Origin of the sequence: Armatimonas sp., assembly GCF_043757465.1 — a bacterium.
Lineage (GTDB): Bacteria > Armatimonadota > Armatimonadia > Armatimonadales > Armatimonadaceae > Armatimonas.
The window spans coordinates 1-23,318 of sequence record NZ_JAYVPL010000079.1 but is presented as its reverse complement, the minus strand read 5'-3'; the positions used below and the strand labels follow the sequence as shown (position 1 = coordinate 23,318).

Sequence of the window (23,318 nt, the reverse complement as noted above, 5' to 3'; positions counted from 1 at the left end):
TAATATTATGCAAAAATATAAAGCCATCGAAGAAATTACAGAGGGTTGGTGTGAAGATTGTTTCAAAAAAACTAATCTGACCCTCATAAAAATGTTCATACCATTGGTAAGTCAATTTGTAGATATTGATAAACAGAAGCAAATCAGTATGAATTTTAAACCCGAAGCAGATACACTTGCCAAATTTTCTTTTATACAATGTCTACTTTCATGGCGTCAGATGTCTACTAATGAGTGGAAATCACTAGGGGCGAAGACAGGAGTTAGCAAAGAACAAATCGCTCATTGGGCCAATGAAGCTAGAGAGGATAGTATTAATAACAAAAACGTGAAACCCTTATTTTTAGTCATGGCTGGATATTTTCATTACAAACAATTCAATTATTCTAAATCTCTAGAACTTTGTGAGAGAGCATTAAGACTACAGCCCGGTCTTAAATCTGCGCATATAATCTGCGCAGAATCATACTCGAACAAAAACATAAGTGAAAACAACCAAACTATAAAATCAACTAATGCAAAAAAAGCATTAGAGCATCTAAATAGCTACACAAAAATATCAAAAGATCAAAATAAAAAAATCATGTACGTTCATATTTATACGGATTTAAAAAACATCAACAAAGCTATTTATTACCTTGATGCTCTTATAAATGAAGGAATGCAATTAAATAAACCTAAGGATGAGATAGATAGATATATTAGATGGAAAAGAACTCTGGTTTCTAAAGCATCTGAGAACAAAATTTAAAATTTAAGTTTGGACTATTTCTAGCATCATGATAGAATCAGATTTTGCTACGATTTTATCAATCACCGTGGCAACGAAAGGAATAGTCCTTTTTGGAACTGTTTATTAAAGCCATTGTCCTGGGAATCATCCAGGGCCTCACGGAGTTTCTCCCCGTCTCGTCGTCGGCGCACCTGGATCTGATTCCTCGAATGCTCGGCTGGGGCGATGCGGGAGTCGCTTTTACGGCAGTGATCCAGCTCGGGACACTGCTCGCTGTCTTTGTCTACTTTCGCAAGCGTATCGGGCAGACCCTTGCCGGAATCTGGCGGGCGCTGAAGCAAGCGCCGCCGCCGCCAGGTGAGCCACGGACGACCTCGTGGGAAGTGCAGCTCCTGCTCGCAGTCTGTGTTGGGACGATTCCCCTGGCACTACTGGCGCTGGCGCTGAAGAAGTACATCGAGACGACTCTGCGTGAGCCGGTTCCCGTTGCCAGTATGCTAATCCTGATGGGGCTGGCGCTCTGGCTGGTCGAGAAGGGCACGGAGAAGCTGCGTGAGCGGCCCCTCACCGCTATTACCTGGCGCGACGGGTTGGCGGTTGGGCTGATGCAGGCGCTTGCCGCGATCCCTGGTGTCTCACGCTCCGGCTCGACCCTCATCGGCGCGTTTGTGCGCAAGTTCGACCGTGATGCCGCTCTGGAGTTCTCGTTTTTACTCTCGCTCCCCGCAGTGCTTCTCTCGGGTCTCTTTGAGCTAAAAGATGTCATTAAGCCCAAGACGACGGAAGTGGCGCTACCAGGCACGATGCACTTCAGCACTACCGAGACACTTGTCGCAACCATTGTAGCTTTTGTGGTCGGCTATGCCTCGATTGCCTGGATGCTCAAGTACCTGGCAAAGCACTCGACACTCTTTTTTGTGATCTGGCGGGTCGTACTGGGTGTGGTCGTGCTGACGATGCATGGCATGGGTAAGCTGCCGTAGATGCCGACACTGGCTCTGTGGCAGTGGGCACTCCTGGCGTTTGGCGCTTTCTCCGTGGGAATCTCCAAGACCGGCGTACCGGGCCTAGGCATTGTCAGCGTGGTGATTTTCACCCTGCTACTGCCCACGAAGTTCTCGGTGGGCGCGGCCCTGCTCGTGCTCATCTGCGCGGACTTATTGGCCGTCGCCGTGCACCGCAAGAACGGGGATGTGAGACAGATCCTGCGCCTGGTGCCCTGGAGCGTGGTCGGGATCGCGCTCGGGGCGCTCTTCCTGAATCGGATGGATGATAGGCTGCTCAAGCCGGTTCTGGGCGCAGTGCTCTTTGCCATTTGCCTGACGGGAATCTGGCGTAGTCAGCAAAAAGACGTACCGAAAGTCCCTGCCTGGGCCGCACCGCTCGCCGGGCTTGCGGCAGGCTTCACGACCATGATCGCCAACGCCGCCGGCCCCGTCACGACACTCTACCTGCTGGCCATGCGCTTGCCCAAGGAAGCGTTTCTCGGAACAGCTGCCGTCTATTTTTTTCTGATCAACTGGATAAAGGTCCCCTTCAGCATCTTCCTCAGCCACAACATTACGTGGGAGAGCCTGCGCTTCGCGGTCTGGCTCTTTCCCTACGCGATTCTGGGGGGCTTGGTCGGTAAGCCGCTCTCGGAGCGTATCTCTCAGCAGCGCTTCGAGCAGCTTGCACTGGCGCTCACCGCCCTAGGCAGCCTCTGGATGCTGGTGCGTTCCCTAATCCCCTAGCACCCCTTCGTCGCTGAGGAGCGTGCAGAGAATCGGATCGTGGAGCAGCGCAAGGAGATCGCAAGGCTTGCCCTTCAGCAGCGCGGCGCGCTGTACAAAGCGGATCCCGTGGCTGTAGTCCACGTAGGTCTCGCGGTGGACAATGGTCAAGGGCTGGATGGGCTGACCGTCGAGCTTGTGCCAGCCGTAGATAGCCACTTTATGCGGCTTCTCTTTCAGGCGATTGGTGAGCACCACATCCTTCTTGATCCCCGCCACCAGCAGCCCGAGCGGCTTGCCCGCGCGTTGCTCCTCGATAATCTTGTGGTGCTGCACAAACGTACTGGCCGCCTCCCGCGCTTCGGTGAGGGGGCGGGGTTCCAGCTTGAGCCCCGCTTGCTGATAGATTGCGTCTACCAAGAACCTTGTCGGTAGCGTACAGCCAAAAGCATCCGTAAGAAGCTGCGCCGTCATGGGCGTGAGGGGCGTGCGGATAAAGTCTGTGTCGCTACCAACGGCCAGATAGTCGGGCAGGACATAGCACGTTAAGCTTCCTAAAACAACGGGCTGGACAGTCCGCAGAAAGTTCGGCAGATTCCCCCGTAGCAGCTCTTGTGCGAGAACGTTCTCACGCTCCGCAACGGTGAGCGTCGCCAGCCGTGCAAAGATCTCACTGCCACCTGGGGCGCTTGCCAGGCGTGGCGGAATCCCGGCGGCAGGCTGGACGAATTTTGGGTAGCGACGTGGCTCCGTGAAGGGCTGATTGGGATCGAGCACGCCGAGCAGGCCATTCCACTCCCCTACCAGTGCCGTGTGGAGAATACTATTCTTGGGGTTCTGGTGGACACGCAAGGCGAGCTGCCCCCCAAGGCCCATCTGGCTGATCACCGGCCCCATCTTGCTCTCGGTCAGCGGAAACTCTCTTGCAAAGCGTGCCCGCATCCGCCCTGTCGCCCGAAACGTCCCCCCCTCCGGGCCGACCACTTTCTTGCCACTCAGCAGGATCTCTCGGTCGTCGTAGGCGAGCACGGTGAGTCGTCGTTTTCTGTCGCCACGCAGCCAAGTGAGTAATTTATCGCCGTGCCGATCCGTGTCGCTGTAGGAGTAGTTGGCATCGAGAAAGCCGATGGTGTCAACAAAGTCTGGGATGGTCTCGCCGCCATTGAGGAAGCCAAATAAGAAACTCCCGCCGCCGCTGTGCCCCGTGAGTGCGACGCGAGGGCTGGGAAAGAGCGCACGTAGCTCGTCTACAAAGCGCCGGATCAGTGCCGCGTTGTCCGAGTGCTTCTGTCGCCACGCGGGCCAGCTCAGGCCACTGGCTTCCAGGCAGGCCAGCGCGATATTGTCGCCGGGGGTCTGTTCCCGCAAGAGCCGAATCTGCGCCGCGACGTGCTGAATATCAAAGTGCCAGTCGGTCTTATTTGTTTTCTCAGAGAGCTGGCTCCCTAACGTCTGCTCAATCGTATTCCCGTTGGGCGTCGTGAAGACCACCAAGCGCGTCGGTTTTGCCGGATCGAAGGCAAGCGGCGCGTTGAGCACCGCTCGAACATCGGGTAAAAGCCAGGTCTCACGCACCTGCTCGGCGAACCAGGGGCTCGCGTGGAAACCGGGCAGGAGCGTCACAAGCTATAATCCCAGAGAAAGACTGTAACCATTCTTCTCTTCAAGTGCAAGTTTTGGGAAAAACAACCCCGATTGTGCCACAAGCACTTCAGGTAGTGGCAATCGCTCTAAACTCCGAGGTTCGACTTTAATTGCACCAGCACCGTAGGATTTCCCTACTTGAGCAAGGTTTGCAACCGTCCCCGGGTGTTGTAAAACTTTCCAGAGTGCATCAATGTAGGCGGGATCACTACGCTTCGGATAGATGCACAAAAAACCAGTAAGAGGAAGCGCTTCTGCATCATTTCGAATAAAGCGTACATTACGTCGCCCTAGATAGGCAAACAGAAACGGTGGAGGCGTGCGCTGCTCCATTTTATACCAGGGCTTACGCTGGCTTATCAGGGCACGCTGAGGTAGTCCCAGTGCTTCCCCCTGCTGAAGATAGACTTGTACTTTCTTTGGAAATGCACTCAAGGGCCGATTATCCGGGGCAAAAAGCAAAGTTGGGCGCCCCTTGACATCCAAAGCCTCCAGATGCGCCAATGTCAGATGGTCGCTACTGATATCACGAGTTCTGCCAATCGCATCTTTCAAAAATTCATCCGGGATTTCCAGTGCATCCGCTTGCTCTTGAGTCAAAAAGAAAAATGCATTGTCACCAGTGGCAATTCCTCGCATAACGCGGGCGAAGTCTCCGAGAATCGGCCCGATAGGTGCATCGAGGTCGCGAGGCGGACGGGAAAGGCCCGTTACTAATGCCTCCCCCATAGAACGCTCCGTCTGCTCGATACTCGGTGCGCTCCCTCCTTCGACCCAGTGTCGTAGATCATCGGTATGTGCTTGTGTGCAACGCAGCCAAGTGAGTACTTTCGCAGGAGCGGTCTTTGAAATCAGAAAGACAATGGCATTGGTGTCCACACCAGGAAATGGAGTTGCTTCAGGTGCAAATGTAATCGTCGTCTCTAATTGAAAGTTTTTTGTCACCCACTCCCAGAGTGGCTTTGCAAAGACACCTTCACACACATCAGCAGGCAAAATAAATGCCAAACGTCCACCGGGGGCCAGTAAAACAAGTGCCCTCAGGAGAAAGTAGACATGAAGCCCTGCCCGACCATCCAACGGTTTTCCTAATAATTTCGCTCCAAATTCTTTCAGGCAAGCTTTCGTCTCCGCACTCAGCCGATGATGCCGAAGGTAGGGCGGATTGGCGATAATCGCCGGAAAGGGGCCAACAGGGGGAATGGTGGCAAAATCACATAACTCTACGCCTTTGAGATCATCGTCCGTGAGTCCGGTTCCACGAGCCTCCTCCAGTGCAGCAGGATCAATTTCACGTCCGAGCAGAGTAATCGGTGATCCTTTAGCAACTCGCCTGACTGCGCGAAAAAAAGCGCCGCCACCAACCGCAGGATCGAAGACGGAGTCAGTTCCTCCTGCCAGAACATAGGCTGCCATTGCATCGGCAACCCAATCAGGCGTCCAGAACTGTCCTTTTGCCTGAAGAACTTCACGCCCCGGCCCGAAAGTAGGTAAGTGCTGATGGCGCTTCATTGAGCCACCTCATCAAGTAGTTTCAGCGCCGAATCAGCAAGTTTAATTTGCCCTCCTTCAAAACGAACAAAGGGCAGGATATGACCATTTGCATCCGTAATGGAGTCTGCAATCAGAGTAACTTCGCCTTCAGTTTCCCCCAGTGGATAGGCATAGTGATGATAGGTTTTGTAAATTACCTTTTGCGTCGTCGCTCCGTTAGGTGCTTGGAAAATTTGCTTCGTTCCTTCAATCAGCCCTTCCACAATTAACTCCTCAAGCCTATCAAACGAAATCCCAAAAGCCCTATCATAGAATGCGTGCCAGATATGAATGGGAATATTTTGTTGCTCTTGCCATCCTCGTAAAAAATTACGATCCTCTTCTTTAACAATAATAGTAGGAGTAACACAGCTCTTCTTTAATCCTGGTTTCCCACCCAAACGCCGCTGAGGTCTCAGAGACGATTGGTAATCGGGCATTTTGTGAGCTACCCATAAACTGTTCTCGCACTCTACTGCGATCAGAACATAGCCAAGCAATTCCTGGATACGTAAGTCGGTCTCTGGGATAAAAGGTAACTCCTCAATCCCACCAAGAGAATCCACTATTGCATCTACTGCTAAGTAGTTGGACTGACGAAATATAAGAAGATCAGGCCGCTTGACTTGCCCCAGCCCCGCAGCCTCCAAACGCTCAAAATAGAGTTCAAAAGCCCGAACGTCTTCCGCTGGTGCTGTTCCACTAGGGCCATAGGGCAGAGCAAAGTAGCGTTGTGTCTCTTCCACCGCCTTGGTAAGACGGTGCTCACTCCAGACTCCCTGAGACCAGCGCATCAAAAAATCACTACCACGCAGTCGGCGTGGATTTAGCAAGAAGTCAGCCCAAGCGATCGGAGCAAAACGCAGCTCTCGCTGAAGATCAGCAGAAGCGACCGAGAGGGCACGTTCAAAAGGATGGTGTGCCGCTAATTTGATATTTGCCATTTATTTGGGATCCAGCATAAACTGATGCGCACGCGGTTTGGCGGCATCGCGCTGGGCTTTGGTGAGCGGCTCGTCGGCAGCGTCCAGGTTCTTCAGAAGAGGGGGGAGGAACTGGCTGGCCTGTGGGTCATTGGCTTGCGGCACTTGGTACTCACGCCAGCGGCTATTGTGTACGTTGGCGCGGAGCTGGGTAAGTTTGCCCACGAGAAGCGCTTGCTGGAGCATGGGCGTGTTCAGAGTCGCTAGATTTATCCCAGCGGCGAGCTGCTCTTTGGTAAACTCTCCGATACTCTTGCCGTCAATTTTAAGCGTGTAGCGTGGCGCGGAGAGATTGGTGACCATGAGCATTTCTTTGTCAAGTGCCTCCACAAAGTCCGATGAGGCAACGGCGAGGTTGTAGGGGGCGGCTGCGTTGGGATCGGGCGAGCCGAGCGGGAAGGGCAGCGAGCCCTCGGTGGCCGTCCACGCGACAGCCCCGTCTTTTGTCGTCACTGCCTTACTCACTTTTGCGTTCTGCGCCGTGCTCTTGCCGCTGGCAGCGTCCACACTCACCGAGGAGACGAGTGCGGGAGCGTTCCAGGACTTCAGAAGGCACTCCGCCATGATGAGCTGACCGCCCCAGCCAGGGTGTACCCGGTCCGCGATAATCTTGGCGGCGTTAGTCGCATCCGTGGCGTTGGCTTTCTTGAGCATCGCCACCACGGGATTGTTCAGGTCCGCCACGCCCGCGCCCTGCTCCCCGGCAAGCTGCCCAACAAAGCTGGCATAGCGCAGCAACACGGCGTTGTAGCCACCAGGAAAGCCCTCAGGCCGCGTCACATCATCGTAGGGTGAAGGCTGAATCAGCGTTAGGCGCACGCCGGGGTTGTCTTTCTTGACTTTCTCAACTAAGTGCTTGTAGCCATCGGCGTAGGTCTGGAAGATTCCGGCATCAAAGAGGCGGTAGCTGGCATCGTTCATCCCGAGCATCACGGTCACCACGGTGGGCTTATAGGCCGTCACATCGCGATCTAAGCGCAGGTCAATCGGGCCGCCCCCGCCGCCGGTCACTCGATCCCCGCCCCAGCCAGAGTGGACAAAGCGCACATTGAGGTTCGGGAAGCGCGTCACAATGTACTGCTCCGTAAGCAGGGTGTACATGCGCTGGTCAGTAATGCTATCGCCATAGAAGACCACACGGTCGCCGTTTTTCAGGGCGAAGGGTGCGTTCGTGGTCTGTGCCCGTGCCGGAGTCGTCAAAGTGAAAAGTGTGCCGCAGGTCAGCGCGGCAACAAAAAGTCGGGGTAGATTTCTCATGCCGTAGCATTTCGCGACTTGTACGAAAAATCCTGCGTTATCGCCGCCGCAAACGCTGCCCCAGATCATCGAAGAGGGTGTAGACACAGGGGACGACATAGAGCGTGAGCACGGTAGACGTAATCAAGCCGCCGATCACGGCAGTGGCGAGCGGGGCCTGGGTCTCGGAGCCTTTGCCCAGTGCCAGCGCGAGGGGAAGCATTCCTAAGACCGCCGCCGACGTGGTCATTAAGATGGGGCGCAGACGTGTGGGGCTTGCGGTGAGAATGGCTTCGTTGCGCGGAGTTCCTCGCTCGCGCAGCTGGTTAGTGTAGTCCACGAGCAGAATCCCGTTCTTCACCACAATACCGACAAGCATGAGTAGTCCAATAAAGGCCGTGATGCCAAACGCGCGGCCCGTCAGAAAGAGCGACAACACCACGCCCACAGCGCAGAGCGGCACTGAGGTTAAGACAATCAGAGGGTAGATAAACGACTCAAACTGCGACGCGAGCAGCATGTAGATCAAGGCGATGGCAAGCACGACCGCGATGCCCAGCCCGGCGAACTCCTCGCCGCGCCGCTTCTGGTTGCGCCCGAAGTCCCAGTGCGTCCCCTGCGAAAACTCGATTTTCTTCAGCGCCTCGGTCACATCGGCCTCGACCTCGCTCTGCGAGCGGTCTACCAGGCGACCGTTCACCGCAATATAGCGCTGCCGATCCAGGCGCGTCACTTCGTTGGGGCCAACCGTCTCAAAGGGCGTCGCCACTTGCCCAAGCAGAATTGGCTTGTCCCCACTTCCACTGCGCGGGGTGAGCGGCAGATTGACCAGCGCCTCTTTGGACTTGCGGTTCGCCTCAGGGAGAATTACGTAGATCGGGTACTGATAGCCTTTTTCCAGGTAGTAGCCCGCCAGTGCGCCGCCCGTGCTGGCACTCAGTGTTTGGGCGATATCCATGAACGAGATACCCAGCGCGGCGGCTTTATCGCGGTCCACTTTCCACTGAAGCTCAGGAGTCGCGTCTTGCACGCCCAGATCTAGCGCCTCCAAGCCCGGTATGCTCTTAAGGGCATCCATCACCCGCTTGGCCTGCTCGGCCACGGCCTGTGGGTCCTGGCCAAAAACATCCACCTCCATGTTGGTCGCGCCGCCGGTGAGTAGCTGCGTCACAAGATCATAAGGCGAGACGGTCGCGCGAATCCCGGGAATGCTCCCAAGGCTCTTCTGCACGGTTTTAATGATGTCCTGCGTGGCGTGTTTTCGATTCTCTTTCAGGTGGACGGTCGCACTGCCAATATGCCCCGCCTGATCGCGCACCGAGCCGCGCAAGCTGAGAGTCGCTCCGGACGCCGCAAAGACCGTATCCACGTCGGGGTTGGCCAGAAGGCGCTTCTCGACTTCCTTCATCGTCTCGCTGGTCTTGGTGAAGGCCGTGCCGATGGGCAGCTTCACGCTCACGGTAAAGTCGCCGCTATCGGTCTGAGGCAGCAGCTCGGAGCCGATCAGCGGGACAAAGAGATAGCTACACAGCGAGATGCCCGCCGCGCCCGCCAGCACCCACCAGCGATGCCCCAGCGCCCAGGTCAGGCGCCGCCGGTAGTTGGCATCCAGAGTGTCTAAGTAGCGCCCGGCCCAACCAGAGAGGCCACGTGGGCTCTCGCGCTGCTGCTCCAGCTCCTCGCGGTGGATCAGGCGCGATGCCAACATCGGCACAAGCGTGGTCGCGTCGAGCAACGAGACGGCCATAGAAAACACGACCACGAGCGCGAACTGTGTAAACATCTGCCCCGTCTGGCCCTTGATCAGCAAGATCGGCAAAAAGACCACCATCACAGTGATTGTCGAGGCCACCACGGCGCTCGTGATCTCGCTCGCCCCGGAGACCGCCCCCTCCGTGGCGGACTGCTTATCGCGCTCGATGTGCCGGAAGATATTCTCCAGAACCACCACGGCATCGTCCACGATTAGGCCCGTCGCCAGCGCAAGCCCCGAGAGTGAGATCGTATTGAGCGTGAAGCCGCAGAAATACAGCAGCGCGAATGTCGAGAAGATAGAGACGGGAATCGAGAGTGCCACGACCAGCGTGCTGCGGACATTGCGCAGGAAGAACAAGAGAATCAGAATCGCTAAGACGCCGCCAATGATCGCCGTGTGCTGCATGTCTTTGACGGAGTTTTCAATAAAGCCAGACTGATCGTAGGCAACCCGAAACATCAGCTCAGGATAGAGCTTCTTGACTTCCTCGATCTTTGCCTCGACAGCTTGTGCGGTGGCAACGGTGTTGGCCTCGCTCTGCTTGGTGATGGCAAAGCTCGCGGCGGGCTCACCGTTGAGTCGGGTGAGGATGCGCGTCTCTAAGTGGCTGTCGCGCACTGTTGCCACATCGCTCAGCAGCACGCGCTGTCCGTTGACCTGCGCCAGCGGAATCTTTGCCGCGTCTGCCAGACTCGTGAAGCTGCCCACCGAGCGAATCGTAAACTCCCGGTCGCCCTGCCGCGCGATCCCGGCGGGCTGATTGATGTTCTCCTGAACCAGCCGCCGCTGCACTGTGTCCAAGCTCAGGCCATAGGCTTGGAGTTTCACGGGGTCCACTTCGACAATAATCGAGCGCGTCTGGCCGCCCGTCACTGTTGCCGTCGCCACACCATCCGCAGACGCCACAAGCGGCGAGATCTCATTGGCGAGTAAACTACGCAGCTTCACGATATCTTCTATGCCGGAGACGCCATAGATACGAATGGGGAGCGTCGCGGGATCGAACTTGAAGACCACCGGGTTCTGGAGCGTCGGATCATCGGGGAGCTGCTGGCGGGCGCGCTGAACCAGCTGCAAGACATCAATGGCCGCCTGCCCGATATCCGTGCCCCAGTTGAACTGGATTCGCACCGACGAGCTGCCCAGCGTGGAGTTAGACGTGACTTGCTGAATACCCGGAGCGGAGGAGACGGCTTGCTCGATAGGCCGCGTGACCTGAGTCTCCATCTCCTGCGGGGCGACATTGGGCCAAGTGGTATTCACAACCACAATGGGAATCGTAATTTTTGGCAGCAAGTCTACGGGGAGCTTTGTCAGGCAAACGACGCCCAGCAAGACCAGCGCCGCAATGCGCATGACAACCGCAATGGGCCGCTGCACCGAGAAACGTGCCAGATTCACTTCTTCACCTCCGTGGACGGTGAACGTCCGGCTTTGGGGCGTTCCGCCGCATCTTCGGTGGATTTATCTTTGCTGGCTTTTTTGACTTTATGACCGTCTCTGACAGGGCTGTAGGAGAGCATCACCACGTGCTCCCCTGCGGCAACCCCGGAGAGAATCTCGACATCGCTGCCGACTTTCGCCCCAAGCGTGACGGGGCGAACCATTGCCGTATTTTCCGAGTCCACTACCGTTACCGTGGAGCCCTTGGGCGTGGTTTTTACGGCATCGCTGGAGACAACCACGGCGGCGTTGATCGTCCGTAGCTCTAAGATCAGCCGGGCGAACATGCCGGGGCGGAGCTTGCCGTTGGTATTGTCGAGCTTGAAGCGAATCAGGTACTGGCGGCTCTGTGGATCGGCGGCGGGGTTGACCTCCGTGACAGTGGCCGTGAGTGGCTTTCCGGGCAGCGCATCTAAACGAATCTGTGCCCGTGTCCCCACTGCTACCGTGGCGCTCTGCTCCACGGGAACACTCGCGCTGACATAGAGCGAGTCGAGCTGCGCGATGGTCAAGATCGTCTGTCCCGCCGTCACGCTCGAGCCTTCGTCCACGGGCCGCGCCGTCACAATGCCCGAGAGTGCGCTGCGTAGCTCCGTCTCTCCCAGGCGAGCGCGGGCCTGCGCCAGTTGCGCCTCAGCGGCGGCAATGCCCTGCTTCAGCGCGGCGATATTCTCCCGCGAGGCAACGGTCTGAGAGCGATTCGAGCTCGCCAGCGTGAGCGCCGCCGTTGCTTGCTTCTTCGCCGCTTTGGCTGTCTCGATCTCACTGAGCGCGCCTTTTTCGGCGACCGTCACTTGCTGCTGTGCGGCGTTTAAGAGCGCTTTCTGTGATTCGACGGCAGCTTCCGCCGTGGCAACGCGGCCTTTAGTGGTCTCGACCACATTTCCCTGCACCTCAAACGCCGTCCGGGCATCGTCCACGGACTGGGCCGAGACAAAGCCTTTTGCCAGCAGCGACTCGGCTCGGGCAAGCTTGGCTTTAAGGTTTGTCTGGTTTGCCAGGGCACTGGCCTGGTCGTTCTTCGCATTCGCCACGACAACTTGTGCGCTCTGCACACGGGCATCCGCATCGGCGACAGCGGCTTTTGCGGCGGCGAGCTGGGCGTCACGGGTCTGCTCCGCCCGATTGAGGGTTGCCTGTGCCCCCTCCAGCGCTGCCCGTCGCGTATCAATTCCCGTCAGCACCGAGACGCGCCCGGTGTCCACGGTTGCCTGCGCCTGCGCCAGCCGTGCCCTTGCTTCCGCCACGGTCGCCTCTTGTTGCAGCACGGCGTCTTTGAGTTCCACCGGGTCAATGCGCACCAGCACCTCGCCCGCCTTGACCGCACTTCCCTCACGCGCCGCAAGAAACACCACCCGCCCCGAGGTGCGCGCCGCCAGCTTCACCGTACGGGGCGATTCCAGCGAGCCAATCACTTCGAGTGTCTGCACCAGGCGCTTGGGCCCCGCTGTCCCGAGCACCACACTGGGCGCTGCGCCTTTACGCGCGGCTTGCGACTTGACCAGATCCGCCGCCACCGTGCGCTTGTCCTGGAGCCGCCAGGCAATACCGCCCGCCAGGCTGGCGATAAGCAGTGTGTAGGGAAGAAGCGAGCGAAGTTTCATCTGCACTTACTGTACTCCCTTCCCGCAAAAATGAAAAGTGTTTTAGGCCAACCTTAGTATCATTTACGGAAGCGACCTCAAAAAGTCAGGACCACCGCCCCAAGGGTGAGCCCGGCTCCGGTGCCCGCGATTAAGACACGCTGACCGCGCTCAAGCCGCCCCGTTTCCCAGGCTTCGCAGAGCGCCAGCGGGATCGAGGCGGCGATGCAGTTGCCTCTTTCTGGGAGGTTGATGAAGAATTTCTCCAGCGGCAGGCCACAGCGGCTCGCCACAAATGCAATCCCCCGCCCACTGGCCTGGTGCGGAATGACAAGATCCAGGCTCTCAACACCCACGCCCGCCTCGGCAAGAAACTGCGCCAGAAACGGGGGCATGTACTGTGACGCCAGCCGAAAGATCTGCGGACCGTGCATCGCAAAGAAGTTCATCTCCCGCGTCGTGGCCGGGTCGCTCGGGTGCCGACGGCTCCCGCCTCCTAGAAACTGCGTGAGCGTGGCCCCACTGGCGGCGTAGGTGGAGAACGCACTGTGATGCAGGCAGCTTGCCTCCCCCGGCGGTGTTGCGATAAGAACTGCGGCAGCGGCAGCGTCTCCGATCAGAGCCGCGCTCTCGGGCTCACTTGGGTTGAGGGAGTGTGCTGTCATCTCGCTGGAGAAGAGCAGCGCGTTTTTGTAGACGCCGGAAGCTAAGAGTGGCGCGATGAGCTGGAGCGCCACGGGAAACGAGAGGCAGGTTGCGGAGATGTCAAAGCAGGCGCTCTTGCCCTCGGGTGCTCCAAGCGCACGCTGTACCAGTGCTGCCGTGCAGGGGATTAATTGCTCCGGCCCCGACGACGCACCGACGATCAGATCAATGTCCGCGATGGTCTTACCCGCATGCTCAAGCGCTTGCCGGGAAGCGGCGGCGGCCATCCTCGCCGTAGACTCCCCGCTCGGGGCACGGCGGCGCTCGCGAACTCCCGTCGCACGCTCAATCCACCCCTCACGCAGGCCGAGTGCTTGCTCTAGCTCCGCATTCGTGACAATGGTCTCTGGGAGAAACTTTCCGAGCCCGGCTATTTTCAGCATGGTTTACTCTCGTTCTGAATACGGCGGCGCTTGGCTCCCAAGACACGGGGCGGAAGCTGTGCCTCAAAAGTGAGCATCGCGGGACGGCAGTCGTAGGAGGCCAGAATGCGCGTGAAGCTTGCGCGTACGGCATCCTCGACAAGCACTCTATTTGCCTCCAGAGTAAGCTCTAAAAACACACACGCCTCACCGGGCTGACGCTGGCGTACGGCATAGTCTAGAATCTGACCCGACGCGAGCAAGACGGCGCGCCGCACGGTATCGGGATAGAACGGCACCCGCTCCTCATTTTCTTTCAGAAAATAACAGAGATCGTCCTGGCGTCCCTCGATCCGCTCGATCACCCGAAACGCCGAGCCACAGGCGCAGCGCCCCGGTGGTGCGAGGGTCAGCACATCCCCGAGCCGGTAGCGAATGATCGGCTGTGTCGTGCGCCAGAGATCCGTCACAAGAGGCGCAGCACGCCCCTCGCCCAGCGCCTCGGTCTGGATAACAACGAGATCCTCCATAATATGCAATCTGTGATGCGGGCAGCTCACAGCGAGCAGACCCTCGGTGCACTGGTAGATCTGATCCAGCGCGGCAAGTTCAAACGCTCCGGCGATCTGCTCGGCATCCTGGGGTTCCAGCACCTCGGCTACGGAGAATATCCGCTCGGGCCGGATGCGCAGCCGCCCCGCCCGGTGCTCATCGGCGAGCTTTGCAAGCAGTGTCGGTGGCCCCAGCAGAATATGCGGCTGCTCGACGTTGAGTGCGGCAACCGCCTCGGGCAGTGGCTGCATGAGATCGTGGTAGTTTAGAGTCACGGAGCGGCTTCGCGCCCGCTCGTAGAGATTGCTCGTCGCCCGGTGAAACAGTGTCACACGCCAGCCGCGCCGCCGCCAAATCGGCCCGGGGAGCACCCGCGCCAGAATTGCCCCGGCCCAGGCCGCCTGCTCTTGCGGCGAGACCAGAAACATCCCCCGGTGCCCCGATGTCCCCGTGGAAAGCCCTACCGTCAGATCCGTCCCGGGCACGGTCGGGCGAAAATCCCGGCTCGTCTCGGCGACGATAGCCCGCTCCATTGCCACGTCACCGTCTACGCCGCGTGTGTTAAATGCGGTAAAATTCGCCATCATGAGCCGCTTGTCCACCGTTGGCAACGCCTGCCACTCCGACAAATCCGAGCCCTGCCAGTGCTGCCGATAGAACGGTGAGTGTGTGCTGGCAAACGCCACTTGCCGCCGCACGAGTGTGTCTTGGAATTTCGTGAGGGCAGTGCCCTCAAGCCGCGTGAAGCGCCAGTGTGCGCCGAGATAGTGGCGTAAAAAAGTTAAGAGCATTGCGTTCTCCTCAGTGCTTGCTGCGCCGCCCGCTCCAGCGCGAGTGGCAGGCGCACACCAGATTCCTCGGCAGCGGCCAGGCTCTCTGCGGGGGCCTGGCCATGCGTGTGCCAGAACAGTACCCGCTTGCCCTGCCGCTGCGCCCGGTCCGCCTGTAGCGCCGCCCAGGCGCGGGCACTAAAATGTGCATCGAGAGAGAGCCCAAGCGCCTGTGCCTGAGTAAGCGCTGCAAGCACGGGTGGGGAGACGATCCCCAGTGGCTCTCGGTCAAAGCCGAGACGGCTCTCACAGGCGAGCGCGGCGACGCTCTCAGGCAGGCAGCGCTGCGCTTCGGGAGAGAGTGCGCGGAGCCGCTGGAGCGCCCGCTGCGGCGTCGGCAGAAAGACACGAGCACGTTGCCAGGCGGGTGTCACGGTCTCCACGGCGATGAGCTTGGGCCGTGGCTCCAGCCCAGACAGAGTAAGTCCCATCGCCAGCCCGAGCGCCGTGCCCTTGGTGGCGACCGCGATATAAATCATTTCGGGGTTTGGCAAGCTACCCTGCGCCACCTGCTCGGCCAGCTCCAGCCCGGCATTGACATAGCCTAGCACCCCGGCGACCGTCGAGCCCGCCGGTGGGACAAGCGGCATTCGCAGCAGGGGGAGTGTCCTTGGCCCCAGCAACACTTGCCGCGCACCCAAATGCGCCTGGAGCAGGAGCTCTTTATACTCGTTCTCTTGAATCGGCGTCGGGACAAAGCACAGTGTCACATCCAATCCTGCGGCACGCCCGTAGATCGCCGCCGCCGTGCAGTGGTTGCTACAGAGGCCGCCAAATGTCAGAAAACCACGCTTGCCTTGCGCCTTCAGCTCCCCCAGAATCCACTCGAACTTGCGGGCCTTATTGCCGCCGTAACGCGGGCACGCCAGATCATCGCGCTTCACCCAGAGACCCAGCTCTTGAAGAAACGTCACCGGCGTCGGCACCGCAGGCAGGAGCGGCGTCCACGGAAAATGCGGCGTCAGCTCTGGGAAACGGCGCAGGAGCAGCGGCAACTCGCTTATCCGTTCCACGTCATTTACCCGTTCCACTCGATATCGTGCGTTGAGAAAGCCATCGTGCTCAGTTTTTTCTTTTTTGCTTGCCAAGCGTAGGAAAGATAGATTCGCAAGGCGGCGCGTGCGGGGCCAGGGTCATTGGGATCACTCAGAACATCTGGGGTGGTAAAAACATCGCGCCAGTTGCGCTCTCGCCCCAGCAAGAGCATCGCCGCCTTGAGCTGCCGCCGCCCGGTGCCCGGCACTACTTTCTCGGGTGCCTTGTCGCCACCCAATAGAGTTTTCCAGCACGCGGCAAACGCGGGCTGATGGGAAAGCAATGCCAGCCCCATCGTGGCTCTTGGGTTGATCTCGATGAGAACCAAGCGGCTTGCTACTTCCTCGATAAAGTCTAGCGAGAGCGAGCCGGTGTAGTGCGTTGCCGCCGCCAGTTTCTGTGCCGCCGCCAGTGACGCGTCATACAAGGGGCCATGCACGGCGTCGTAGAAGATTCCCGCCCCCAAGCCGACGGTGTAGAGCGTGCGGTAGGCGGCGTGGGCGAGAACTTGCCCGTCATGGCAGAGGCTATAGGTGCAGAGTGCCTTGCCCGAGATCCACTCCTGCCAGACCCACTCACCGTCGTCCGGGAGCTTTTTAGCTTCGGCTTTTTGACGTTGTGCTTGCGTGCCCCGGAGCGGAATCACATGGCTGGAGAAACGCGAGTACGCGCGTTTAAGAATACCATCGCGCGTGAGATCCGCCTTGCCACAAGTCTCTGGCGTGGCTAGTCCAAGGCTTGCAGCAAAGGCGATGCCACGCCCTTTGTGATGGAGCTTATCTAAAACCTCAATATCAGGACAGAGCAGGCGCACCGAGGGCGGCAAGTTCGTGCGCCCCGCCGCCAGCGCGAAGGTCTCCTCGCAGGTCGGGATAATCGCATTGAGTTGCTTCTCGCTCGCAAGGCGTGCAAGCAGGGTAAGGCAGTCTTGGGAAGCGAAGCGCGGCGAGGGCAACCTAAAATCCTCGGTGACGGCGCGGCAGTTTTGCCCAAAGTTGGGACGGAGGCTATCGGCGGTGTAGACCGTGGCCCCAGCGGCGTGTAGCGAGCGGGCGAGCAGAATTGCCACGGGCGCACGGCTCCCCGTTATCAGCACTCTCACGGATCTGTCTCCGTGCAGTGGGTGGGGTAGAGTAAGACCTCCGGGTGGGCAGCGGCGAAGGCATGGAGTTTAGCCAGCGTCGCGCACACTGCTGCTCCCTTATCGGTGAAGAGATTCGTAATAGGATGCGGCGGGCGGTTTTCACGGATCGCCTGGCGGCAGTAGGCGGCGTCCGCGACGAGAAAAACGGTACCCCTACTTGTCTGTGCGAAAAGCCCGAGCTGGCCGCGTGCGTGGCCCGGCAGACGCACGAGCCGGAGGAGACCATCGCCAAAGAGATCGTGCGTTGGCCCAAAAGGAGCCAGCTCAGGGCCGGTAAAGTACTCCAGAAGCGTCGCACGCTCGGCAAAATCTGTCGGCAGAAGCTCTGGGAGAAAAGCGCGCTTCAGGGCACCAAAGCCCCGGCGATTCTGTACTTCCCACAGTCCCTCGGCACTGGCAATAAAGTGAGCACACGGAAAGTCTTTGAGCCCAGCGATATGATCCGCGTGAAAATGGCTGACGATTATTGCGTGGATTGCGTTGGGAGCGATCCCCTCACGACTCAGTTGCGCCATGAGGCTCTCCTCGGGCGAGGTAAAAACGGGCGTGGCACGCAGATAGAGCTTATACGGAAAGCGGGACGCGGCGGCGAAGAGGTGTGTAGCCGCGTAGCCCGTGTCAAAGAGAATCCGGCCTTGCGGGTGCTCAAATAGCGCGGCGCGTGCCGGGCACTGAACCGATACCCCTCGTCGTCCGCCGCGTAGGACATGGCTCTCGTCTGCGAGGCAGTAGCCCGTGGTCAGCATTTTGAAGGTCATGTGAGCGCCTGGATCGTCCGGGCGATCCCCTCGGAAAGTGTGAGTTGCGGCATGTAGCCCAGGAGTTTTCGGGCGGGCTGGGTGTCATAGGTCTGGGTGCGGGCTAGAAGCTGCACTGTGTAGCGTGTGAGGAGTGGCTCCTTACCCGTACGCTCCGCCTTGCGCTCCATCAGGCTCGCCGCGAGGAGTGCCAGCGGCAAAGGAATCGTGCGGGGCTGCCACGGAATCTTCAGCCCCGCCAGCACCTGCGCAATCACCTCCCAGAGCGGCACCACCTCGTGGTTGGTAATCGTAAAAGTCTTCCCTAGCGCCGCTTTTGGCGCATCGGCGGCGCAGAGCAGCGCGGCGACCGCATTGTCTATATACGTCAGCTCCACTAAGTTTTTGCCCTCCCCGATGCGCGGCAGACGACCCGCGCGAGCCGCCGCGATCAGACGCGGCAAGAGCGAGGTGTCTCCCGGCCCGAAAACAGCCTTGGGGCGTAGGATCACGCCGCTTAGCCCGCTGCCCTCCGCAAAAGCCGCATTCACTCGGTCTTCCGCAAGCTTCTTGGTCTGGGAGTACACCGAGGCAAAGCGCTTCGGATAGGGCGCATCGTCGGGGAGCTGCCACTGATCGCACCCGGTAAACACTACACTCGGCGACGAGACATGCACCAAGTGCGCTATTTTGTGCACTCGGCAGGCCGCTAGAATATTTTCGGTGCCTCCCACATTGGTGGCATGGAACTCCACCGAATCGCCCCACGGTGCCGAAAATGCTCCTATATGAAAGACCATGTCCACACCCTCACAGGCCGCCACTACGCCGTCCCGGCTGCGCAGGTCGCAGGAAATGGCGCGGGCTCCCGCCGCGAGCAGACTCTCCGCACGCGAGAAGTCACGGCCCAGCAGGTGCACGCTCCACCCCCGCTCCAGCGCCACGCGAGCCAAGGCGCTCCCGATAAAGCCGGTTCCCCCGGTAATGAGCACCGCCCTGGCCCCTTGCATACCCCTATTTTACTCTACCCGGCCTTAGACATAGCCGTCTTCTGGCAGAAGCCCGTGCGCCTTCAGGATTTCTCCACCGCTCGCAATAAGGTGCTGGGGCAGGCGCACGCCGCTGTAGAGAAGCGGTGGCTCAACTTTCAGAGCGAGTTTACCGTGCGCCATCCAATGATCCAAAACTTTGTTGGCATTGGCAAAAACGTTGCCGTGCGGAAACTCGGCGACAAGCGCGAAGGCGGCGCTCACGGCGCTGATCAGCGTCTGGGAGAGAGCCTCGGCGTCGGTGCGTGCGCCGGTTTCCAGTAATCGCAGCATCTCTGATAATTGGGGGGCGAGGACATTTGCAGTGCTCAGGAGAAAGCCATCGTAGGGGCCGCCGTTGGTACGTGGCCAGGGAGCGTAGCCGCCTTTCTCCGCGCCGCGCACCAGAAAAACGCCCCCAAAGTCGAGGCTGCTACTCGCCACACGGTCTTCGCCGCTGGTGTCTTTGAAGAGTAGAATATTGGCAAACTTGGCGGTGAGCGTGGCGACGGTATTTGGAGCAAGCTCGTTTTGCGTAACTTGCGGGAGCTGATACAGCGCCGTGGGCCAGCCGCGAGCGAGTACCTTAGAAAGCCCATCATAAAGAGCTTGTTGGGTTAGCTCGCTGCCCTTAGGCGGACAGATCGTCACCCCAACCACGGCGGGATGGGTGCGCAGCGGCTCCAGCGCATCTAGGCAGGAGAGCATCTCGTCCACGGAGGTTTTCAGCACACCGATCAGCACACGCATCCCTTGCTCTCCCGCAGCCGCAAGTACAATATCCAGCAACCTGCGAATATCGGTGTCGGTCATCTCCCAGCCCTCACCGGTGGAGCCGGGCACGAGAATGCCTTTGACGTGCGGCGCGAGTGCGATCAGGTGCGCCTGGATGCGCTCCGGGTCAGGGGTGTGCGCGGCGCGAAAGTGCGTGAGCGTCGGGCACCAGAGGCGCGGGATGCCAGCAGGAAAGAGCTGGGCTTGGAGCGCTTGACGCTGGGCGTTGACGCTGCTCATTCTTGCGTGCTGACTTTCAGTGCGCGGATCGTCCCGGCAAAGCGCGGCATCCCCTCGTAGGTGGGATCAACGGGGTTGGCACTATCGAATCCGACGCTGAACGGCTCCTGGGGCTGGCGGTTGAGCGGGCCGCTGAGTTTTCGGGTGGCGACGGTCTGTCCGTTCACTTTCAGGCTGAGCATGCCATCGGCGGCGATGCGTGCTTCGAGCGCGGCGTTCTCGGGGAGTGTGCCGGGAGAAGTTAAACGAACCAGCTCCGCGCCAGACGGATGGACGGCGAAGACCACGTAGCCCTCTTTGAGGTAGAGCGCGTAGCCGGTGCTCATGCCGCCATGGGCGACCAGCACGCCGCTCGGGGGCTTACCGTCCAGGCTGCAAGAGATCGTCAGTGGACGGTTGACAATCTGCGGCGCCTGTGTGCCACTGAGCGTGTCGCCTACTTTTAGCGCGTCCAGCGTGACAGGCTTTGCCGGTACCGTTTTGGTCGCCTCCTCGAAGGGGTAGAGTGTCACCGGGTTCTGCACCACACCCGCCGGGCGTACGCCGGGTTTCCCCTGCCCCAGCTCGGAGGCCATCTCCACAGCCAGCGCCTTCAGTCGCGCCACCACCTCCGGGTGCGCGGCGGCGACATCGGTGCGCTCTCCGATCTCGGTGTCTAGGTTGTAGAGACGGGGGCTCTCTAGCGATGCGGGAACAGTCTGACCTGCTTTGCCCATACCCTCGCTCTGGGATGCGATGGCGAGCTTCCAGGGGCCGGAGCGGATCGCCTGAAGATTGTAGCCATTGAAGTAGTAGCGGGCCTCGTGCGGGGATGCTTTGGTCTTTCCTAGCAGCAGCGGCGCGATGTCTTTGCCGTCGATCTTGCGATCCGTGGGCACGCTACCTCCAGCAAGCTTCACAAAAGTCGGGAGGAAATCAATGGTTCCGGCCACGGCATCACAGGCGCTTCCTGGCGCGATCTTTCCGGGCCACGCGGCAATCGTCGGCTCACGAACCCCGCCCTCCCAGGTGCTCCCCTTGCCGCCGCGCAGAGGCCCTGCCTCGCCGCTGTCTTTGCCTTGGGTGAGCCACGGCCCATTATCCGAAGTGAAGACCACGAGCGTATTTTTCTCCAGCCCGAGCTTTGCCAGCGTCTCTCGCACCCGCCCGACACTCCAATCTACTTCTTCCACCCAGTCACCGACACGCCCGTTGGCGGACTTGCCCACAAACTTCGCGCCCGGATGGATCGGGGTGTGGATCGCCGTGTGCGGCAGATAGAGAAAGAAGGGCTTCTTTTGGTTTTCCGTAATGAACTTGATTGCCTCGTCGGTGTAGCGCTCCGTAAGGCGGCTCTGCTCCTCGCCGGTGAGCAGCTCGATCACTTTGTCGTCGCGCAGCAGCGGCACGACGGGTAGCTTGCCGCCCTTGGCCTTATGGAGCATGTCATTGGAGTAAGGAAAGCCAAAGTAGTGTTCAAAGCCGTGGCGCGTGGGCAGAAACTCCGGCTGGTCGCCGAGGTGCCACTTGCCGATGCACATCGTGGCGTAGCCCTGCGCCTTCAGTAGTTCCGCGACCGTGTGCTCGTCTTTGTTAATGCCGTTTTTCTCGCCCGGAAAGAACACCCCCGGAATCGAGACACGCGCCCCGTAGCAGCCCGTGAGCACCTGCGCCCGCGAGACCGAGCAGACCGGCGCGGCATAAAACGATGTCAGCTTCATGCCCTCGTGGGCCATCTTATCGAGGTTCGGCGTGCGATTTTTCGTCGAGCCAAACGGCCCGATGTCGCCGTAGCCCATGTCGTCAATGAAGATCAGGACGATATTGGGTTTCTCTGGCCCCCTAGCCCCCGCAGGGCGGGGGAATAAAATGAGGAAGAGGCTCAGCAAGACAAAGAGCGGGAAGCTCTCGGAGGCCAGATGCGCGAGATTCTTCTTCGTCTTCTCAAACACCGGCTGGTGAAACCCCACCGGGAGATTGACCTTCAGGACGCAGTAGCCCTGCACCAGAAAGTCCCGCATCGCCGCATTGTCAAAGAGAAACGTCTCCAAACCCATCTGCCCCACTCCTTCGCGCGTCACAGTTGAACGCTTGCAGAATGATAGCAGATTCTAGGAATAAGAACCAAGCCTTCCTGATTTAGGAAGTCGTGCGACGCAGGCGCTCGACCAGTGCCCGCTTGCGTGCAAGAATTGTTTTCGGTAGGCTCTTGCATAGGATAATTATACCTTTGGCACGAAACCTCTCACCCTGACTTCCTCCCCTTTTGCTCATCGCCCGCGCGCCGCAGCAGGGTGACGCCTAACAGGAACGGCATGATCCATGGAACGATTGGAATTCCCGCGATGAAGCCCGGACGGGTGTACCAGGGTGTCACCAGTACCGTCGGATCCGGGAACGACAGGCCCCGGGTCATGAGGAACAGCAAGGCAACCAGGTTCAGGATCACGTATGCGCGAGTCGCTCCACGACCGAGCCAGCCGGTTCGTCCGAGCGAGGCCACGAACGCTGCCGTCGAGAGATAGGCCAGTGCGCCCGCGACGAAGAGTAGAGTATCAAACACGTCGCTGAGTGAGACAAGCGTGGGAGGTATGTGCCCGGTGCGCATCTTCGCGGACCAGCCACCGATCTGGGTGACCAGCCAGATGAGATACGCCGGCCCGCCGAGCAGCGTCGCGGAGAACCCGAGCGTCGAATAGAGGCGCTCACCTGCGTCCCGGAGGGACTCGCCAAGAACGATGAATCCGCTCGTTACACCCACTAACCCGCCGAGCAGAACCAGGTACCGAATCAAGTTCTCCGCTGGTGTTGCATCCCAAGGCCCGGAAAGACCCACCCAGAGAACCGATACGAGCGCGAATGGCACCATCAGAAGTGCGCCAGCCACTGCGGGCCGGCGATCCCCTCCCACACTGCTTCCCGCTCCCTGTGCGCCGAGAATCCACGCAGCCACGACAACAGCCGCGAAGAGTAGGCCGCCTGCGGCCTGATAGACACCCGGGATGCGTAAGCCTCGCACCATGGCGACAGTATCAAGAATCGGGAGGGTGCAGAGGAAGACGTAGCTCACGCGTCGGGTGATGTGGTTCATGTAATCAACTCCATCGTCCTGGTACGCCCAACTCGTATTTCTGCCGCAGCGGTCAGAGTGGCGATTTTGGGGGATTATACCACAAATGCAATACTCCACTACTTCTTCGCCTCGCTGGTTCAGGGGAACCGCATTTGTTTTTTTGAAGACCGAATTTCCCAGTTTTCAGGCGTTTGCCCAAGTTTGCTATGAATGCTGAAAATGCCTTTCCCATCTAC

Annotated in this window: 18 protein-coding genes; 3 read left to right on the top strand and 15 right to left on the bottom strand. The window is 59.1% G+C overall.

Features of this window, described 5'->3' with window-relative positions; genetic code table 11:
- Positions 1-7 precede the first annotated feature (7 nt).
- From ACH2ED_RS10600 to ACH2ED_RS10590, 3 genes are all read left to right on the top strand, one after another.
- On the top strand, positions 8-751 hold the full coding sequence (locus tag ACH2ED_RS10600) for a hypothetical protein (protein ID WP_395090851.1): 744 nt from the start codon (positions 8-10) through the stop codon (positions 749-751).
- Positions 752-843: 92 nt separating this feature from the next.
- Positions 844-1,716, top strand: coding sequence for an undecaprenyl-diphosphatase UppP (gene uppP, locus ACH2ED_RS10595; protein ID WP_395090849.1), 873 nt, complete (start codon positions 844-846; stop codon positions 1,714-1,716).
- Positions 1,717-2,466 (top strand): sulfite exporter TauE/SafE family protein, encoded by a 750-nt coding sequence (locus ACH2ED_RS10590; protein ID WP_395090847.1) that lies wholly within the window; start codon positions 1,717-1,719, stop codon positions 2,464-2,466. It begins immediately after the preceding gene.
- Here the strand turns inward: ACH2ED_RS10590 and ACH2ED_RS10585 are convergent.
- The 15 genes from ACH2ED_RS10585 to ACH2ED_RS10515 form a co-directional block, all read right to left on the bottom strand.
- A complete protein-coding gene (locus ACH2ED_RS10585) occupies positions 2,455-4,068 on the bottom strand; it encodes a hypothetical protein (RefSeq protein WP_395090846.1) in 1,614 nt (537 codons plus the stop codon). The two genes, ACH2ED_RS10590 and ACH2ED_RS10585, sit on opposite strands and share 12 nt — an antisense overlap.
- A 3-nt stretch (positions 4,069-4,071) precedes the next feature.
- Entirely contained in the window at positions 4,072-5,601 is a 1,530-nt protein-coding gene (locus ACH2ED_RS10580) for an Eco57I restriction-modification methylase domain-containing protein (protein WP_395090844.1), read from the bottom strand.
- Entirely contained in the window at positions 5,598-6,566 is a 969-nt protein-coding gene (locus ACH2ED_RS10575; RefSeq protein ID WP_395090842.1) for an AccI family restriction endonuclease, read from the bottom strand. The genes ACH2ED_RS10580 and ACH2ED_RS10575 overlap by 4 nt, the downstream gene beginning before the upstream one ends.
- Positions 6,567-7,862, bottom strand: a complete 1,296-nt coding sequence (locus ACH2ED_RS10570) for an SGNH/GDSL hydrolase family protein (protein ID WP_395090840.1) — start codon at positions 7,860-7,862, stop codon at positions 6,567-6,569.
- A gap of 37 nt (positions 7,863-7,899) precedes the next feature.
- Positions 7,900-10,998: an efflux RND transporter permease subunit gene (locus ACH2ED_RS10565; protein ID WP_395090838.1), complete on the bottom strand. Its 3,099-nt coding sequence runs from the start codon at positions 10,996-10,998 to the stop codon at positions 7,900-7,902.
- Positions 10,995-12,644: an efflux RND transporter periplasmic adaptor subunit gene (locus tag ACH2ED_RS10560; RefSeq protein ID WP_395090837.1), complete on the bottom strand. Its 1,650-nt coding sequence runs from the start codon at positions 12,642-12,644 to the stop codon at positions 10,995-10,997. Before ACH2ED_RS10560 ends, ACH2ED_RS10565 begins: the two co-directional genes overlap by 4 nt.
- Before the next feature lie 77 nt (positions 12,645-12,721).
- Positions 12,722-13,711, bottom strand: a complete 990-nt coding sequence (locus ACH2ED_RS10555; protein WP_395090835.1) for a 3-oxoacyl-ACP synthase III family protein — start codon at positions 13,709-13,711, stop codon at positions 12,722-12,724.
- Positions 13,705-15,033, bottom strand: coding sequence for a F390 synthetase-related protein (locus ACH2ED_RS10550; RefSeq protein ID WP_395090833.1), 1,329 nt, complete (start codon positions 15,031-15,033; stop codon positions 13,705-13,707). Before ACH2ED_RS10550 ends, ACH2ED_RS10555 begins: the two co-directional genes overlap by 7 nt.
- Positions 15,024-16,085: a pyridoxal-phosphate dependent enzyme gene (locus ACH2ED_RS10545; protein ID WP_395090832.1), complete on the bottom strand. Its 1,062-nt coding sequence runs from the start codon at positions 16,083-16,085 to the stop codon at positions 15,024-15,026. Before ACH2ED_RS10545 ends, ACH2ED_RS10550 begins: the two co-directional genes overlap by 10 nt.
- Positions 16,086-16,090: 5 nt before the next feature.
- Positions 16,091-17,209, bottom strand: a complete 1,119-nt coding sequence (locus ACH2ED_RS10540) for a hypothetical protein (RefSeq protein ID WP_395090830.1) — start codon at positions 17,207-17,209, stop codon at positions 16,091-16,093.
- Complete coding sequence (locus tag ACH2ED_RS10535) at positions 17,206-18,009, bottom strand: MBL fold metallo-hydrolase (RefSeq protein ID WP_395090828.1); 804 nt, start codon at positions 18,007-18,009, stop codon at positions 17,206-17,208. Before ACH2ED_RS10535 ends, ACH2ED_RS10540 begins: the two co-directional genes overlap by 4 nt.
- Positions 18,006-18,998 carry an NAD-dependent epimerase/dehydratase family protein gene (locus ACH2ED_RS10530; protein WP_395090827.1) on the bottom strand — a complete coding sequence of 331 codons (993 nt, stop codon included), beginning with the start codon at positions 18,996-18,998 and terminating at the stop codon, positions 18,006-18,008. Before ACH2ED_RS10530 ends, ACH2ED_RS10535 begins: the two co-directional genes overlap by 4 nt.
- Before the next feature lie 24 nt (positions 18,999-19,022).
- Positions 19,023-20,030 (bottom strand): dihydrodipicolinate synthase family protein, encoded by a 1,008-nt coding sequence (locus ACH2ED_RS10525; RefSeq protein ID WP_395090825.1) that lies wholly within the window; start codon positions 20,028-20,030, stop codon positions 19,023-19,025.
- Complete coding sequence (locus tag ACH2ED_RS10520) at positions 20,027-22,090, bottom strand: sulfatase-like hydrolase/transferase (RefSeq protein ID WP_395090823.1); 2,064 nt, start codon at positions 22,088-22,090, stop codon at positions 20,027-20,029. Before ACH2ED_RS10520 ends, ACH2ED_RS10525 begins: the two co-directional genes overlap by 4 nt.
- Before the next feature lie 164 nt (positions 22,091-22,254).
- Positions 22,255-23,100, bottom strand: coding sequence for a hypothetical protein (locus tag ACH2ED_RS10515; protein WP_395090821.1), 846 nt, complete (start codon positions 23,098-23,100; stop codon positions 22,255-22,257).
- Positions 23,101-23,318: the final 218 nt, after the last annotated feature.